We start from the raw sequence: 17,042 nt of genomic DNA, 5'->3' as shown, positions 1-17,042 counted from the left end.
GTTCACCCCGCACTTTTCCGTCGATGTTTCCTGTCCTCTACCGCGACGCTGGCCGGGTCTACGTCGCGTACCAGCCGGTCCTCACCCGAGAGGCACACAAACCGCTGGCCGCGCATCCGGCCGATCAGGGTCAGGCCGACCTCGCGCGCGATCTCGACGCCCCAGGCGGTGAAACCGGACCGTGAGGCCAGAACCGGGATGCCCATCATCGCTGTTTTGATCACCATCTCGGACGTCAGCCGCCCGGTGGTGTAAAGGATCTTGTCCTCCGCCGCCTTACCCTCGGACAGCATCCAGCCTGCGATCTTGTCGACCGCGTTGTGGCGGCCCACATCCTCCATATAAACCAGCGGGCGGTTCTCGCGGCACAGCACGGTGCCATGGATCGCCCCGGCCTCAAGATACAGGGATGGCGTACGGTTGATCTTGGCGGCCAGATCATAGAGCCATGAGGTGCGCACCTGAACCTGCGGCAGGCGCACGTCCTCCAACCCCTCCATCATGTCGCCAAACACGGTGCCCACGGCGCAGCCGCTGGTGCGGGTCTTTTTCTTCAGCTTGTCCTCGTAGGAGGTCTCACGCGCCGTGCGGACCACGACGGTTTCCAGATCGTCGTCATAGTCCACCCGCGTGATCTGGTCATCGGCCAGCAACATGCCCTGATTGCGCAGGAATCCCAGTGCCAGATATTCCGGGTAGTCGCCGATTGTCATCGCCGTGACGATTTCCTGCGAATTCAGGAATATCGTCAGCGGGCGCTCCTCGACCACCGAGATTTGGCTGACCTCGCCATTCTGGTCCACGCCTTCCACCGCGCGGGTCAGGCGGGCCGCGCCGGGGTCTGGGGCGATGATGTAGTCCGTGACATCCAGTTCCGTGGCCAATTGCAACCCTTTCCCAAGACCGCTACTTCTTCTGCGGACACCATAGGATTTAGCCATGGCAACCGCCACATCCAAGTCATACTTCTGGAAGGGTTTTCGCGACGGGACGCCGTTCATCTTCGTGGCGATGCCCTTCGGGACCCTGTTCGGCGTTTTCGCGACCGAGGCCGGGCTGGACATCGTTCAGACAATGGCCTTCTCGATCACGGTTTTTGCAGGTGCCGCACAGTTTGCCGCCCTGCAGTTGCTGCAGGATAATGCCCCGACCATCATTATTCTGGCCTCCGCATTGGCGGTAAACCTGCGGGTGGCGATGTATTCGGCCTCGCTCACCCCTTATTTGGGGGCGGCGCCCCTGTGGCAGAGGGCCTGCGCGGCCTATTTGATCGTGGATCAGTCCTATGCCTGCTCGGTGGTGCGGTTCGAAAAAGAACCCCGGATGACCGTGCCTCAGCGCATGGCGTATTTCTTCGGGTCAGTCACGCCGATCACGCCGCTTTGGATGCTCACCACCTATCTGGGTGCGGTTCTTGGGGCACAAATCCCTGAAAGCTGGGCACTGGATTTTGCGCTGCCGATCACCTTTCTGGCCATGGTGGGCCCGATGATGCGGACGCTGGCGCATGTGGTCGCCGCGCTGGTTGCAATTGTCGTCGCGCTGCTGACGGTTGCCGTCCCGTTCAATCTGGGTTTGCTGATCGCCGGAGCGGCGGGGATGGTGGCCGGGGCGCAAGCCGAACTGATGCTGGAGCGGAAGAAATCATGACTCAGGTCGACCCGGTCACCATCTGGACCATCATCGTCGGGCTGGCCGTCGGCAGCTTTGCCCTGCGCTTTGCCTTTATAGGGCTGGTTGGCGACCGTCCGATGCCACCATGGCTGTTGCGGCACCTGCGTTACACAGCGGTGGCCATCATTCCGGCCCTGATTGCGCCACTGGTCGTCTGGCCCACGGCAACCGAAGGCCAACCCGACATCCCGCGCATGGCGGCCGCCGCTGTTGCATTATCGGTCGGAGTTCTGACGAAAAACGTCCTTGCCGCGATTTTCACCGGCGCGGCAACCCTTTATGGGTTGCTGTTCCTATTGGGTTGACGTCGCATCCAACTGGTTCAGGCGCGCATTGTTCGCGGCCAGACCTTTTTGCAGATCGGCATCGTCGTTCTCGCGGTATTCTTCCGTCACCACACCGGGCAATTGTCCGAACTGATCCGAGAGCTTCACCGGGTAGAACGTGACGTCGATCTGCTCGAACCCCGGCACTTGCTGCAATATCCGGGCGGTTGAGTTTGCGCAGAACGCGCCTGCAACCGGACCGCTTTGCTTGGCCAGCTGCAGTGCGATTTCGGCCTGCTGAGGGCTCACCTGAATCGTTTGGATGCGGGCGTAATGGGATTCGCGCGCGTGTGAGCTGCGATAGGCTTGCTCGACCGCCGGAGTGATCCCGTAGAGAACGTCGTCTTTGATCGGCACCACGTCTGCGCGAAACGACCCGGCAGGATCAAAGATCACCCGCTCGCTGCCGCCGATCATCAAGGATGTATGCGCGCCGGATCCGGTGCGCGTGTTGATCATCGTATACAGCGTCAGGGTGGACGGCCCGGGATCACGGTAAGACCGGGCGACAATCTCGGCCTGATCTGCTTGCGGACGGTCGGACACCGCGCAGCCTGTCAGCGTTGCTGCCAGAAGGCAGGCAATCAAAATCCGGAACACGGGTCGCCCTCGGTTCAGCTTAGGACGCGAAAACCGCGAGGAACAGGCAAAGGAAGGCGATGACAACCACACACCATGTGGTGGCCTTGATGAAGCCGTTGAAGGTTTTTTCCTGGACGGTGATGTCCATTTCGCCGTGCTTGTGGTCAGCCATGTGTCTAAGAATCCCAATTCGCGTGTTTTCCAGTTGGATAATCGAAAAGAGTCAGGCTGTCACCACGTCATTCGCGCGCAGGGCAAGACGTCATTCGTGCGCAGGGCATGACGTCACTCGCTTGCAGGGGTGCGTTCTCCGAACACGGAACATCCCGGATATCCAAATCCCCAGCGCCAGGGCAATCCGCTGCACGGGCCGCCGCCAAAGCGGACGGCACCGTACATGGCATCTGCGGTCAGTGCATGGACGTTTCGGATCTGATCAGGGGTCATCTCATAGCGCTCTGCGTATTCCTCGGCATGGCTGTTGCCATGGGCCTTGACGCAGGCCCGCAAGGTTTGATCCGCAGAAAGCCGCGCGTCAAAGCTGTCTTCGGCGCGCAGGGCCCCGCCTGCGTTGTGATAGGCGCGGTCATGGATGATGCAACATTCCTCCCAAGGGGGATGCGCTTGATACAGCTCACCGATCTGCGGGAAGGTGTCTGCCACCCAGCGCCAACTGGCCGACAACCCGCCCGAGCATCCGTCCGTTTCAAACGGTGTCAGAGGATCCGTTCCCCGCTGCGCGATCAAGGCCCGGTGGGCAGGCATTTCGACGCTGCGCATCAGGTCCTGCGCGACGGCAGGCCCCGACAGGCAGATCAGAAACAGCGCCAGCTTATGGGCTGTCATCGCGCATCGCCTCGGTATCGACCTGCATTCCGAAACTTGTGGCCAGCCACAGCAGCAACCGCTCTGCCGGTCCCATCTCGGCACGAACGCGCAAAACCTCGCGCGCCATGGCCGGGCGGTCGGTGATCAGCCCGTCCACCCCCATCGAGGCCATGGCCGACATTTGCAGCGGGTCATTCACCGTCCAGACATAAATGTCCTTGCCCGCATCCTGAACGGACCGGATCAGGCCCGGCGAGACCGTGGCCGCGTTCACGGCAACAAAATCCCCCTCCAACCCGGACAGATCACCCACGGCAGTCGCGGCCAGAACGCCCGTCCGCCAGTCGGGCCGGATCGCCTTCATCTTCTGCACAGCCGGGTATTTCAGCGACATGGTGGCAATGTCGTCCTGCATTCCCAACTCTTCGACCAAAGCGGCCACGCGGTTCTCCAGATCAATATCGTGACCGTAGTATTTCAGCTCGATAATAACCTTGGATCTACCCTTTGCGGCCTCCAAAACCTCACGCAGCGTCGGGGTGCGCTGATCGGCATATTCGGGGCCGAACCAGCTGCCGATATCAATCTTGGCCACATCCTCCATCGTGGCGTCCCAAACCTTCAGATTGACCCCGGCCAGTTTCATGAAATCGCTGTCATGGGCGACGATCACCACATCATCCGCCGTTTCCTGTACGTCGATCTCAACCCAGTCCGCGCCGTCCTCGATGGCTTTCAAGACCGAGGCCATGGTGTTTTCAGGCCGCAACGCCGCCGCCCCGCGGTGGCCGATCACCTCGGCCCGGTCCGGGGCCTGCACCCGTTCCAGCAGGTTTTGACCAAACCAAACACCTGCCAGCACGGCGACCAAGGCCAGACCAACGGCGGTGAACAGCGGCACCCCCAGACGCCCCGGTTCGGGATGCGGCAGGTCCGCTGTCTGCGGTTCAAAGAACCGGTCCAGCAAAACCGCCAAAGCGCCCAGCGCCGTGGCCGCCAGCACCAAACCGGCCAAGGCCCAAAGCCCCGCAATGATCAGGCTGTAGATCAAGGCCAGTCGCAGATGGCCGCTGCCCTGCAATGGCACCAGTGCAAACAGGAGACCCGCAACCCACGCAATCGCCGCCGCGATAACAAGGCGCGTGGCCAGCCACAGCACCAGCGAGAATTTCAGACGGCCCCGATTACCCTCCATCCGCGATGCGCTGATGTTGAACACATGCGCCGGGTGAACGTTTTCAAACAGCACCAGATGCAGCGAAAGCGCCCAGGCCGATAGCCTGCGGATCAGGACCCAAGCCATCACAAGCATCACCGCCCCGATCATCAACACAGCGATCCAGAAGGCGGGTGGGTGGAAGGTCAGGTAGTAATTGATGTCATATTCGGTCAGCCACCACCACGCGATCAGGCCGGAAATGGCCAGAAAGGGCAGCGCCAGAATCAACACGCGCAGGATAAAGCGCGCGGCAAAGCTGAACAGCGCAGGCAGGCGCGACAGAACCAGACGGATCGAAGAGCTGCCTGCGCGCCACGGATCGGGTTCGCCCATGCGCAGCGAACCCGCCATGACCGCAAAGACAAAAACCTCGGCCATCAGAAACAGGCTCAGCACCACAAGTGCCGCGATGAACCCGGCGGGGGACAGAATGAAGGCTGCAATGTCCTGATCCGTCAAGGCCGTTTGATTGGACAGGGACACCGCGAGATTGACCGCCGCCGCCACGCCCGGTGCAATCAGCGCGATCAGCAACAGGCGGACGGCAAGGTAGACAGGCACAAAGACACGCCGCCGCCGCCAGGCGGCACCATAGGCATGTGTAACGGCTGAGAAATCTGACACTTGCGCGGCCTCCTGAACGGTTTACTCATTCAAGGCTGCGAAAGCGTGAATTGCAAGTCAGCTTTCTTCCAGATCTGCGGCCAGACGGAACCCGATGCGGTTGGCGGGCTTGTCCTCGACCGATTTCGGCAAGGCACGCAGCATGACATTCAACTGGCTGACATGCTGCACCAGCTGGGTGCGGGCGCCCGACCCATCCGAGCCGTAGAAGGTGATGACATCGGGATCGAAATACCCCATCCCTTCGATCCGCATGACACCCGCGTCACCACCGGTGAAGCCCATCGCAACTTCCTGATCCCCATCCAGCGTCTTTTCAAAGTTCTGGATGTAAAGGATCAGACGTTCATACGCCCATTGGGCCGGGCTTTTGGTCTCGACCGGTTGTTGCAAGGGTTCCGGCAGGGTTTTCGAGCCGGATTCGGCCTCGGGGTTGGCGTGGACCTCGTAGCAGCGTGGCAGGGCCGCCGCTTCGGCAGCTTCGGCTGAGGTTTCGATCTCGTCCTGCATTCTTTACCCTTTGCGTTGGTAGACCCAGGCACCGTCTGCGCGGCGCGTCCGGATGACAGCTCCAATGTGGTAAAGATGGTTCATATGTGCAACCGCTTCGACCAGGGCCAGGCCATATTCCCCCTCGCCGATCGACCGTTTGAACAGGGGCGCAAAACACTCGGCGGCGGCTTTGGGTTCGGTCAGGTCTTTCAACAAGCGCTTAAGCGCACCGTGATGGTTGTCGATCAACTGCCGCATCCGCAGCGGCAGGCCGGTGAACGGCAATTTGTGCCCGCCCAGCACCAGATGTTCAGGCCGCGCCAGCGTTGCCAGCCGTTCACACGCCTCTAGCCAGCCCGAGATCGGGTCGGCCATGGGCTCGGTCGCGTAGACACCCAGATTGGGACTGATCAAGCTGAGGATCTGATCCCCGCTGAGAACCAGATCGTCGTCGCGGCTCCAGAGCGTGACATGTTCCGGCGCGTGGCCGTTGCCCATATGCACGTCCCAGTCCCGCCCGCCCATGCGGAACACGTCGCCCTGCTGGATACGGGTGAACCCAAGCGGCATGGGATAGACGCTGTCGGCAAAGTTAAAGGGGCGGTCGGCTTTGCGTTTGTCCAGAACCTCGGCCGCCATTCCGGCGCTTTGGTAGAAATCCAGCGTTTCCTGCGGCCAGCTTTCCTGCACGTCCAGCGTCAGCATGCGCGCGAACAGCCATGCGGTTCGGCTGGTCACCAGTTCAGCGCCGTATTCGGACTGAAACCAGCCTGCGTTGCCGATGTGATCGGGGTGATGATGCGTGGCCACAACCCGGTGGACGGGTTTGCCGCCCAGCGGCCCGGACATCAGATCCTGCCAGATCGCGCGGGTTTTCCGCGACGACATCCCGGTGTCGACGATGGTCCAGCCGTCACCGTCATCCAGCGCATAGACATTCACATGGTCCAGCGCCATCGGCAGCGGCAGTCGGATCCACAGCACACCTTTGGCGATCCGCGTGGCCTCGCCGGGTGCGGGCGGCTCGGGCCAGGGGTAGCGGATGGCCGGAGAGTGCAGGTCGTCCATCATGCCGACAGATCATCCGCGCTAAGGGCAAACAGGTCCGCCGACCCGTTCTGCGCTTGCGCCAGCAGGCCGGTATATTCGGGCAGCAGCGCTTTGATGTAATAGCGCGCCAGCTTGCCACGCGCGCCCTCTGGGTCCGCCAGGGCGGCTTTCAGATGGAAATGCCCGCCCAGAACCCGCGCGAAGGCGTGCAGATAAGCCAGCGCCCCGGCAAAGCGGTCATTCATGTTGCCCTGTGACACCATCCATTCGGTTGCTTCGCGCAGGGACTCGGTCGCCTCCCACACGGGACCGGCAAGATCGGGCACAGTGGCGCGGGCCTGTTCGGCGTGATCTTCGATCTCGTCCAGCAGGCGCGAAGCCGCCTCGCCCCCGTCCATCATCTTGCGGGCGACAAGGTCCATCGCCTGAATACCGTTGGTGCCTTCGTAGATCGCGGTCACACGGACATCGCGGTAGAACTGAGCCGCCCCGGTTTCCTCGATCACGCCCATGCCGCCATGCACCTGAATGCCGGTTTCAGACACGCGCATCCCGGTGCGGGACCCGAACGCCTTGGAGATCGGGGTCAGCAATGCAGCGCGGGCCACCCAATCAGCGTCGCCTGTCGCTTCGGCCATGTCGATGGCGGCAGCATTGGCCAGCATGATCGCACGGGCCGCAAAGGTATCGGCGCGCATATCGGCGACCATTCGGCGCACATCGGCGTGGTCAATGATTGTCCCTGAAGGGGTTTTGCCCTGCTTGCGATCCTGCGCGTAGGCCAGCGCGTGCTGATAGGCGGCTTCGGCCACACCGATGCCCTGCCCGCCCACGCCCAGCCGCGCGTTGTTCATCATGGTGAACATGGCTGCCATGCCGCCATGTTCCTGCCCCACCAGCCAACCGGTTGCACCGTCATATTGCATCACACAGGTGGGCGAGCCGTGCAGACCCAGCTTATGCTCGATTGAAACAACCTTCAGATCATTGCGCGCACCCGGATTGCCATCGGCATCCGGGATAAACTTGGGCACCAGGAACAGCGAAATCCCCTTTGTGCCCGGCACCCCATCCGGCAAGCGTGCCAGCACCAGATGACAGATATTTTCGGCAAAGTCGTTGTCACCCCATGAGATAAAGATCTTCTGCCCCGAGATCGCATAGGTTCCATCGCCGTTGGGTTCGGCCTTCGATGTCAGCGACCCAACATCCGAGCCTGCCTGCGGTTCCGTCAGGTTCATCGTGCCCGACCATGCACCGGTCATCAGCTTGGGCAGATACAGCGCCTTGAGCGCGTCACTGGCATGGTGCTGCAGGGCTTCGATCTGCCCCTGGCTCATCAGCGGGGCCACCTGCAGTGACAGGCAGGCCGCGCTCATCATCTCGTTCACGGCGGTGGTGACGGTCATCGGCAGGCCCATACCGCCATGCTCGGGGTCGCCGCTGATCCCGATCCAGCCGCCCTCGGCAATCGCGGCCCAGCCATCCGCATAGCCGGGCGGGCTGTGCAGCACACCATCCTCCAACCGTGCCGGTTTCAGATCGCCGGTGGCGTTCAGTGGGGCCAGAACCTCTTCACACATCTTGCCCGCCTCGGACAGGATCGCGCTGACGACGTCGGGGCTGGCATCGGCAAACCTTTCGGTCGCCGCAATCTGATCGAATTCGACCACATTTTGAAACAGGAACTCGTAGTCTGAAATCGGTGCGCGGTATGTCATGTTGTCCCTCGGGGGCTGTCTGACCGGTATTGCGCAGGCGGGCTTGGAATTCCGGCCCGGCACCGGTATGCATCAAGGCTTGGGTGCATTACCTACCTGTCCTTATGTTGCAAGCAACCAAAACGCGGCGTCACCAAACATGATCCCCACAACTCTCGATCTGACAGCAGACCCAGACGGCATCGCGCGCGCGGCTGACCTGCTGCGTCAGGGCCTGCTGGTCGCCTTTGCAACCGAGACGGTCTATGGCCTTGGCGGCGATGCCCGCAACGGAGAGGCCGTGGCCGCGATTTACGAGGCCAAGGGCCGCCCCAGCTTTAACCCGCTGATCGCCCATGTCGCTTCGGCCGAGGCTGCGCGGCGGTTTGTCGAATGGTCGGATCACGCGGAAACCCTTTCCAACGCCTTTTGGCCCGGCCCGCTGACACTGGTTCTGCCTTTGCGCGACGGGCACGGGATTTCTTCACTGGTCACGGCGGGGCTGGACACGCTGGCGGTGCGGGTGCCCGCGCATCAAACCGCCCGCGATCTGCTGACCGCCTTTGACGGGCCGGTCGCGGCCCCGTCGGCGAACCCCTCAGGTCAAATCAGTCCGACGACTGCCCAGCATGTGCGTGCAGGCCTTGGAGGCCGGATCGCAGCCATTCTGGATGATGGCCCTTGTGGCGTGGGTCTGGAATCCACAATCGTGGGGCTGGCCGGAGAGCCGACCTTGCTGCGCCCCGGCGGTGTGGCGCTGGAAGCGATCGAGACCGCCCTCAACACCCGCCTGCACCTGCACCAATCCGGCGATCTGCTGACCGCGCCCGGGCAATTGCAGTCACATTATGCCCCGGACGCATCCGTGCGCCTGAACGCGCAGAGCAGGCACGGCGATGAGGTTCTTTTGGGCTTTGGCCCCGTCGATTGCGATCTGAACCTGTCTGAAGCCGGAAACTTGCCCGAGGCCGCCGCCAACCTTTTTGCGGCACTGCACAGCTTGAATGAAACGGGCCGGCCGATTGCCGTGTCTCCGATCCCGGACCATGATCTTGGGGCTGCGATCAATGACCGCCTGCGCCGGGCCGCGGCCCCACGCGACAGCTGATCAGGCGCGGCCCGCGCTGGCAGACAGGGTCAGGGGATCGACGCCCAGCGTGGCCAAGGCGGCCTCCCACTTTTCGTCGTCCGGCACGTCAAACACGAGTTTCGAGCTCGCCTCGGTCGTCAGCCAGCCGTTCATCGCGATCTCATCTTCCAATTGCCCCGGCCCCCAGCCGGAATAGCCCAGTGCGAGCACGGAATTCAGCGGCCCCCGGCCCGAGGCCAGATCCTCCAGCACATCCAGCGTCGCGGTCATGCTGAAATCGTCCGAGATTTGCATGGAATGCAGGTTGGCCTCGTAATCGGCGCTGTGCAGGACAAAGCCGCGCGACATCTCGACCGGGCCACCGAAATGCACCAGCCGCTCGCCCACTATCGGGATGCGGCAGGCGATGTTCAACTGTCCCAGCAAGGCCTTGATCCGCAGGTCCGAGGGTTTATTCACGATCAGACCCATCGCGCCATCGTCGCCATGACTGCACATATAGACAACCGAGTGGTCGAAACGCGGATCGCCCATGCCGGGCATCGCAATCAACAGTTTTCCGGTCAGGTCCATTGGGTGGCTTCTCTTTTTCAACTCAGCTTCACAATGACCCTGCGGCGCAGGGATTGGCAAGTCGGCAGCGGGGTTTTCCGCAGATTTCAGTCAGGTGACCCGAACGTGACTTGGATTTTCGTGCCGCACCGCGCATGTATAGGCAATGAACACGCTGATGAAATCCGTTGCCGCCACCATCGCGGCCTGTTTTTGCACGATCACCCCGGCCACGGCCCAGGGGCTGGACGGAGTTGTCAGGCTGGACATTCTGGACGGTGGCCGCACCGCCAATGGGACCTATATGGGGGCCTTGCGCCTGACTTTGAAGGACGGGTGGAAGACCTATTGGCGCGCACCGGGCGATGCGGGCATTCCGCCGCAATTCGACTGGAACGGGTCGCGCAATGTGGGCGATGTGTCGATCACATGGCCCGCACCGGATGTGTTTGACCAGAACGGCCTGCAATCCATCGGGTATGAGGATCAACTGGTGCTGCCGGTCGAGATCACGCCGAAGAACCCGGCCAAGCCCGTGCGTCTGCGCGGTGAGATGGATTTGGGCGTCTGCAAAGATGTCTGCATCCCCGAACGGCTGGATTTCGACCACACGCTGGATGCCGAAGCGGGCCGCAACCCGGCCATCGCCGCAGCTCTGGCCCAGCGCCCGTTTTCCGCGCGCGAGGCCAACGTCTCCGCCGCGCGGTGTAGTTTGACCCCAACGGCGGACGGCATGCAGATCGAAGCGCGTGTCACCATGCCGTCGGCGGGTGGGCAAGAGATTGCGGTAATAGAACCCGGCAATCCGGTGCTGTGGGCTTCGCAGCCCAAAACCGTCCGGCAAGGTGGCACGCTGATCGCAACTGCCGAGGTCATCAATGCCTCTGGCGCGCCTTTTGCGCTGGACCGGTCCGAGATTCGGATCACGGTATTGGGCGCAAACCATGCCGTGGACATTCAGGGCTGCACCGCAGGGTGAGTGCATGAGCCAAACCCCGAAGATCGGCGCGCTGGCGGTTGTGCTGCATCAGGATCAGGTTCTGCTGGTGCAACGCAGCAAACATCCTGACCGGGGATTGTGGGGCTTTCCCGGCGGTCATCTGGAATGGGGCGAAACCGTTTTGGAGGCCGCGCAGCGAGAGCTTTTCGAGGAAACCTCGGTCACTGCGCAGCCAACGCATTATCTGGACAATCTGGACATGCTGCGGCGGGATGAAACGGGCCTTGTCGTTTCGCACTACCTTCTGGTCGGCGTGGCCTGCCGCTATCAATCCGGCGCGCCGGTCGCAGGCGATGATGCACTGGATGCGCGCTGGTTTCCGATTGAGCAAATACGGCAGGGCGATCTGCCGATGAGCGCACGGGTTTCCCAACTTCTGGAATATGCTCTGCGCGAAGGCTAAGGGCCAACACGGTCTTTCAGCCGCGCGTAAAGCATCCCAGAGGCTATAAAGCTGAGGACGACAATCGGGATCGCCCCAACCAGAAATGCGCCCAGACCCATGTTCAGAACGGCCACCCCTTCATCACCCGAATAGAGGGCGGACAGGGCACCGACCGGAGCGCCTGTCAACGCTGGCCAGACCATTGTCACGGCAAACCAGAACAATAGCGCCGCGCCCGTGGCGGCAACTGCCCCCTGCATCACCCGATCCGGGGCGCGGACAGCTCGGCGCATGGCTGTCATCGGACGCGATACGTCGTTCAGGATCGCCAGCAGGGCCGGAACCAGCACCAGAACCAGCAACATGCCAAAGCCCAACCCGTAGACCAGAGTGATCACCGTGGGCTTCAGGAACTGCGCCTGCTGAGAGCCTTCGTACAGCAAAGGCGTCAGCCCCAGCACCGTCGTCAGGGTCGTCAGCATCACCGGGCGCAACCGGTCTGCGGTGCCTTCGACGATAGACGGCACCAATCCGCGTTCCTGCTGGTGGCCATCGATGGTCGTCACCAGCACAATCGAGTCGTTGATAATGATCCCGGTCATGCCCAGCAGGCCTACAACCGTGAACATGCTCAGCGGTACGTCCCAGATGTAATGCCCCCAGATCGCGCCCACCAAGCCAAACGGGATGATTGCCATCACTACCAAGGGCCGCGACCAGCTGGCAAAGACCCAGGCCAGTACCAGGTAAATCCCGGTCAGACACAGGATAAGGCCTGTGCGCGCCTCGGACAGGAACTCATCCTCTTGTTCGCTAAGGCCCGCCATACGCCATTCGACCTGCCGTTCGGCGGCAATATTGGGCAGGATCTCTTCGTTCAGCGCGCGTTCGATCTCGGCCGCGCGGGTCGGATCGTCCTCGGATATGTCGCCATTGACCGAAATCACCCGCAGCCCATTTTCACGCCGCACGGTCGAGAAGCCCGACTTGCGCTCGACCGAGACGATATCGGCCAGCGGTACATACACCCCATCCGGCGTGCGCATCAGCGTGCGTTCAAGGAAATCGGCGGTTAGCTCGCCCTCGGGCAGTTCCACACGGATCTCAGCGCTGCGGGGACCATCGGGGAAGGTCGCGGCTTCAATGCCGTTCAGTCGGTTGCGCAGAACCCGACCCAAGGTTTCGATCCGGAAGCCCAGCGCCTGACCCTGTGCGGTCAGATCAAGAATGAACTCTTCCTTGTCATAAGCCAGATTATCCTCAAGCGCCGAGACCTCGGGGAATTTCGACAATTCGGTCTGCAAGGCCTCTGACGCTGCCTTGAGCGTATTCACGTCCGAGCCGTAGAACTGCACATCGATGGCATCGCCGCCGGGGCCGGATCGCCAGCCGCGGAAACTGATCAGTTCGACCTTGGGGTGGCGGGGCACGAATTCCTGCAACTCGCCCACAAACTCAAAGCTCGAATAAGGGCGCAGATCGGCGTCGATCAGTTCGATCGAAATACCACCCAGCAAATCGTCGTCCTTGCCCTCGGCGGCGGACAGACCAAACCCGGCACTGCCGCCCACCTCGGCCAGAACATAGTCGATGGGGTTGCGGCCATGGCGTTCCTCGTAAATCTGTCCCAGCTCATCGGTGGCCTGCTGCAACTGGCGCATCATTTCAAGCGTATCGGCGCGGGTGGCGCCTTCGGCCATGATGAAGTTGCCGGTGACCGAGCCACGCTCGGGCGCATTGAAGAACCGCCAGTTCACGTCGCCTCGGATGAACAGGGCAATCTGGCTGGCCAGAATAACGATCATCAGGGCGACGACCACATACCGCGCCCAGATGACCCAGGCGATGAAGGGCCGGAACAGATGATCCCGCACCCAGCGGAACCCCCGGTTCACGACCCGATTGGGCAGGTCGTACCAATGTTCCTTGGCCGAATGCGCGATGGCATGGGCCATGTGGTTGGGCAGGATCAGGAAGCATTCGATCAGTGAGGCCGCCAGAACGGCGATCACGGTAAAGGGAATATCTCGGATCAACTCTCCGAACCGACCACCGACAAGGGTCAGGCCGAAAAAGGCGATTACCGTGGTGATCGTGGCCGCAAAGACCGGCATGGCCATGCGCCGGGCGGCGCGCTCGGCGGCAACCATGGGCGGTTCGCCCAATCGGCGGGCACGGAAATCGGCGTGTTCGCCCACCACAATCGCGTCATCGACGACGATGCCCAGCGTGATGATCAGGCCGAACAAGGACACCATATTCAGCGACAAACCGCCCAGATACATCAGCGCAATCGCCGCTGACATCGCGACCGGGATGCCTGCCGCCACCCAAAAGGCGATCCGGGCGTTGAGGAACAAAAACAGCAGGCAGACGACCAACCCAAGCCCGACAAGGCCGTTGTCGATCAGAATATCCAGCCGATCCGTGATCGCCTGCGCGCGGGTGCGGATCAGTTCAACCGTGACACCTTCGGGCAGGCTGGCCTGCATTTCGGCGACGACATCTTCGACCGAATGCTGGATACCGATGGCGTCACCCAGATTCGAGCGGTCCACCCGGATGGACATGGCCGGGTTCTCACCCACAAAGTAGCTGCGGTTGCGATTGACCCCTTCGACCCGGATCGTCGCCACATCACCCACGAGCAGTTTGGACCCATCCGCAAAGTTGCGCAGCGTGATGCCTTCGATCTCTTCCGGTGTGCGTTTCTCGGCCCCCGTCCGAATGCGGGCATTGGCACCGCTGACATCACCGGCGGGGCTGGCATTGACCTCGGCCGCGATGGCTGTCGCGATATCGGCCAGAGCGATATCGTTGGCGATCAGCTGAGCGGTCGGCACCTCGACCACAACGCGCGGAGCCGCCAGTCCCCGGATCGTGGTGCGGGTAACACCGACCGCAAATAGCCGGTTGATCAATTCATCGGTGAACTTCGCCAACTGGTCAGGCGCAACCGGACCCGTGACAACCACATCCGTAACGCGATCCCGCCACGCGCCGCGCCGGATTGAAGGTTCTTCGGCGTCCACCGGCAGGTTAGTGACGCTGTCCACGGCGGTGCGGACTTCTTCGATGGCGCGGGCCATGTCCCAGTTGGGCTCGAACTCCAACCGGATGCTGGCCGAACCTTCGCGTGAGGTAGCCGTTGTGCTGGTGACACCTTCAACCGCCAGCAACTCGGGTTCCAGCAGTTGAACGATGCCATTGTCGACATCCTCGGGGCCTGCGCCGTCCCATTCAACCGCCACATCGACCCGTTCCAGAATGACATCGGGAAAGAACTGCGCGCGCATGTTCGGGATCGCTGCGGCCCCCAAGACCAGCATGACCAGCAGCAGCAGATTGGCGACCGTCCGGTGCCGGGTGAAATAGCTGAGGATACCACCGGCCGCGCTTGGGATCTCGCGCATCATGGCGCTTAGCCCCCGGCCCGGTTTTCAATACGCCGGACAAGCGAGGCAGGCACCTGTGCCGCCTCCAACTGACCCAACATGCGGGATTTGACGTCCTGCGGCATGCCTTCGCTGGCTTCCACCTGCGCCATGAGTTGTGCACGCTGTGTATCCGTCAACTCGACCATATCCGTGTCGGCATTTGCCTCGACCCGCAAGGGGCGCACCCGCACGCCCGAGCCCAACAGCGGCGTCCGGCCAATCACGACCTCGCGGCCTTCCAGACCTTCGCCGCGCAACAACACCTCATCGCCTTGCCGCCGGATCAACTGCACCGGCAGCGCCTCTAACCGGTCATCTGCGCCCAGAACCAGAACCGTTCCAGCCGCATCCAGAACCGAGGATGGCAAACGCACCACCGCATCCAAAGGTTGTTCCTGCACCGTCACGGTCACGAAATCCCCCGGTTTGAAGCCCGAGGCGGTGTCCAGACGGGCAAAGATCAGACGTCCGGTCTGCCCTTCCCCGGCTGACCCGCTATCCCGACTGATCCGGCCTTGGGCGGTCAGGTCGGTCCCTGTTACCTCAAGTGAGACAGTCACCGGCGCGTCGATCAGTGCGCCCGTGTCATCCAGCAATCGCACAAACTGCGCCGTAGAAACTCTGAACGCCACCTCCAGCGCATTTGGGTCCACCAGCTCGGCCAGCTTTTCATTGGCCGACACCAATCGCCCCTCGACTAAGGTGACATCGGTCAGCGTACCGCCAAACCGGGCGCGAATGGTCATATCGTCCAGATCGCGTTCCGCTGCTTCCAGCGCAATTCGCGCCCGCGCAAACAGCGTGGTTGCCTGATCCACGCGCGACTCGGCCTGCGCCAAGGCAATGCGGCGCGCCAGAACCGATTGCTGGGCGGCGGCGGCGGACAATTCGGCCTCTTCCACGCTGGCCGTGGCCCCCACACCGCGGGATTCCAGATCGCGTTGCCGTTGCAGGGCGCGTTCTCGCAGGTCCGCCTGGGCCTCTGCCGATTTCAACTCATCCTGTGCCAGCAATAGCGAGCGTTCGGCGTCGCGTTCTTCGAACTGGGCATCCAGCAAATCCGATTTGGCGCGATCCAAGGCAGATTGCGCATCTGCCGGGTCCAGCTCGACCAGCACCTCGCCTGCTGTGACGGAGCCGCCGTCCTCAAAATCATCAGCCAGAGCAACCACGCGCCCGCCCAGCGCCGCGCGCAATTCCAGCCTGCGGCGGCTTTGCACCTCACCAAACGCTTCCAGATAGGGGGTGACGGTCTCAAGCTCGGCCTGTCGGACAGTTACCGCAAAGACCCGCTCGCGCGCCTGAGGTTGTTCGTTTTCGCGCGTCAGTACGTCCTGCACCGCGCCAGAGATGATTTGCGCGGCCACAAACAGCAAAGCCAGCGTCAGCGACGCCAGAAAGACACCGACGAGACTTTGCCTAAGAAAACGCATTCTCACTTACCCTAGGTTGCAATGGGCTGCCTTGTGCAAAATGTAGCCGGACCGCCAAATATGCCAAGCCACAAAGCGGTTATAAGGTCTTGAACGTAGGACCAGTCTACTTCCGTCGCAGATGTTCGTCCAATCGGGGCATTATTTCCACGAAATTGCAGGGGCGGTGGCGGTAATCGAGTTGTTTTTCCAAAATCCCGTCCCACGCATCCTTGCAGGCTCCGGGGCTGCCGGGCAGCGCAAACAGATAGGTTCCTCCGGCGACCCCGCCAGTGGCGCGGGACTGTACGGCCGAGGTGCCGATTTTCTCCATCGATATGATGGTGAATACGGTACTGAACGCCTCGATCTCTTTTTCATAAACATCGCGATGCGCCTCGACCGTCACATCGCGCCCGGTCAGTCCGGTGCCGCCGGTCGAGATCACGACGTCTATTTCGGGGTCGCCGATCCACAGCCGCAGCTGCGCCGCTATTTCGGCGCGTTCGTCTTTGATGATCATACGATCAGCCAGTACATGCCCTGCCCGTTCGATCCGATCCACCAATGTCTGGCCCGAGCGGTCTTCGTCCAGCGAACGCGTGTCCGACACGGTCAACACCGCAATGCGGACCGGGATAAACTCCATATTTTCATCGATGCGCGACATG

Annotated in this window: 17 protein-coding genes; 5 read left to right on the top strand and 12 right to left on the bottom strand. The window is 62.0% G+C overall.

The window, feature by feature from the left end:
- Positions 1–2: 2 nt before the first annotated feature.
- Complete coding sequence (locus ACR0MO_RS17615) at positions 3–941, bottom strand: formate dehydrogenase accessory sulfurtransferase FdhD (RefSeq protein WP_480627027.1); 939 nt, start codon at positions 939–941, stop codon at positions 3–5.
- Here ACR0MO_RS17615 and ACR0MO_RS17610 point away from each other — a divergent pair.
- Both ACR0MO_RS17610 and ACR0MO_RS17605 read left to right on the top strand, forming a co-directional pair.
- Entirely contained in the window at positions 940–1,650 is a 711-nt protein-coding gene (locus ACR0MO_RS17610; protein ID WP_170633343.1) for an AzlC family ABC transporter permease, read from the top strand. The two genes, ACR0MO_RS17615 and ACR0MO_RS17610, sit on opposite strands and share 2 nt — an antisense overlap.
- Entirely contained in the window at positions 1,647–1,979 is a 333-nt protein-coding gene (locus ACR0MO_RS17605) for an AzlD domain-containing protein (RefSeq protein ID WP_170522163.1), read from the top strand. Before ACR0MO_RS17610 ends, ACR0MO_RS17605 begins: the two co-directional genes overlap by 4 nt.
- On the opposite strand, the gene ACR0MO_RS17600 is transcribed toward ACR0MO_RS17605, so the two are convergent.
- The 7 genes from ACR0MO_RS17600 to ACR0MO_RS17570 form a co-directional block, all read right to left on the bottom strand.
- The gene (locus ACR0MO_RS17600) at positions 1,968–2,600 is read right to left on the bottom strand and encodes a hypothetical protein (protein WP_170453177.1); all 633 of its coding nucleotides are present in this window, start codon (positions 2,598–2,600) and stop codon (positions 1,968–1,970) included. The genes ACR0MO_RS17605 and ACR0MO_RS17600 overlap by 12 nt on opposite strands.
- A 19-nt stretch (positions 2,601–2,619) precedes the next feature.
- Complete coding sequence (locus ACR0MO_RS17595; RefSeq protein ID WP_170453178.1) at positions 2,620–2,754, bottom strand: aa3-type cytochrome c oxidase subunit IV; 135 nt, start codon at positions 2,752–2,754, stop codon at positions 2,620–2,622.
- Between the two features lie 113 nt (positions 2,755–2,867).
- Entirely contained in the window at positions 2,868–3,428 is a 561-nt protein-coding gene (locus ACR0MO_RS17590) for a hypothetical protein (RefSeq protein ID WP_480585600.1), read from the bottom strand.
- A complete protein-coding gene (locus ACR0MO_RS17585) occupies positions 3,415–5,253 on the bottom strand; it encodes a glycerophosphodiester phosphodiesterase family protein (RefSeq protein WP_480892554.1) in 1,839 nt (612 codons plus the stop codon). Before ACR0MO_RS17585 ends, ACR0MO_RS17590 begins: the two co-directional genes overlap by 14 nt.
- Before the next feature lie 57 nt (positions 5,254–5,310).
- The gene (locus ACR0MO_RS17580) at positions 5,311–5,763 is read right to left on the bottom strand and encodes a DUF6173 family protein (protein ID WP_170522157.1); all 453 of its coding nucleotides are present in this window, start codon (positions 5,761–5,763) and stop codon (positions 5,311–5,313) included.
- A 3-nt stretch (positions 5,764–5,766) separates the two neighbouring features.
- The gene (locus ACR0MO_RS17575) at positions 5,767–6,816 is read right to left on the bottom strand and encodes an MBL fold metallo-hydrolase (RefSeq protein ID WP_480892551.1); all 1,050 of its coding nucleotides are present in this window, start codon (positions 6,814–6,816) and stop codon (positions 5,767–5,769) included.
- A complete protein-coding gene (locus tag ACR0MO_RS17570) occupies positions 6,813–8,516 on the bottom strand; it encodes an acyl-CoA dehydrogenase (protein ID WP_170633353.1) in 1,704 nt (567 codons plus the stop codon). Before ACR0MO_RS17570 ends, ACR0MO_RS17575 begins: the two co-directional genes overlap by 4 nt.
- 139 nt (positions 8,517–8,655) lie before the next feature.
- Between ACR0MO_RS17570 and ACR0MO_RS17565 the strand changes: the two genes are divergently transcribed.
- Positions 8,656–9,603 (top strand): L-threonylcarbamoyladenylate synthase, encoded by a 948-nt coding sequence (locus ACR0MO_RS17565; RefSeq protein ID WP_480892549.1) that lies wholly within the window; start codon positions 8,656–8,658, stop codon positions 9,601–9,603.
- Here the strand turns inward: ACR0MO_RS17565 and ACR0MO_RS17560 are convergent, their stop codons facing one another.
- A complete protein-coding gene (locus ACR0MO_RS17560) occupies positions 9,604–10,158 on the bottom strand; it encodes a YqgE/AlgH family protein (RefSeq protein ID WP_170737288.1) in 555 nt (184 codons plus the stop codon). It lies immediately after the preceding gene.
- 145 nt (positions 10,159–10,303) lie between these two features.
- On the opposite strand from ACR0MO_RS17560, the gene ACR0MO_RS17555 reads away from it, so the two are divergent.
- Together ACR0MO_RS17555 and ACR0MO_RS17550 are read left to right on the top strand one after the other, a co-directional pair.
- Positions 10,304–11,116: a protein-disulfide reductase DsbD domain-containing protein gene (locus ACR0MO_RS17555; protein ID WP_480585583.1), complete on the top strand. Its 813-nt coding sequence runs from the start codon at positions 10,304–10,306 to the stop codon at positions 11,114–11,116.
- Positions 11,117–11,120: 4 nt separating this feature from the next.
- Complete coding sequence (locus ACR0MO_RS17550) at positions 11,121–11,540, top strand: NUDIX hydrolase (protein ID WP_480892545.1); 420 nt, start codon at positions 11,121–11,123, stop codon at positions 11,538–11,540.
- On the opposite strand, the gene ACR0MO_RS17545 is transcribed toward ACR0MO_RS17550, so the two are convergent.
- From ACR0MO_RS17545 to moaB, 3 genes are all read right to left on the bottom strand, one after another.
- Complete coding sequence (locus ACR0MO_RS17545) at positions 11,537–14,938, bottom strand: efflux RND transporter permease subunit (RefSeq protein ID WP_480892543.1); 3,402 nt, start codon at positions 14,936–14,938, stop codon at positions 11,537–11,539. The genes ACR0MO_RS17550 and ACR0MO_RS17545 overlap by 4 nt on opposite strands.
- A 5-nt stretch (positions 14,939–14,943) precedes the next feature.
- On the bottom strand, positions 14,944–16,392 hold the full coding sequence (locus ACR0MO_RS17540; protein WP_170453189.1) for an RND family efflux transporter: 1,449 nt from the start codon (positions 16,390–16,392) through the stop codon (positions 14,944–14,946).
- 106 nt (positions 16,393–16,498) lie between these two features.
- Entirely contained in the window at positions 16,499–17,041 is a 543-nt protein-coding gene (gene moaB / locus ACR0MO_RS17535; RefSeq protein ID WP_480892539.1) for a molybdenum cofactor biosynthesis protein B, read from the bottom strand.
- Position 17,042: the final 1 nt, after the last annotated feature.

This window comes from Ruegeria sp. K5, assembly GCF_056531805.1.
This window is presented reverse-complemented; position numbering and strand designations above follow the sequence as displayed.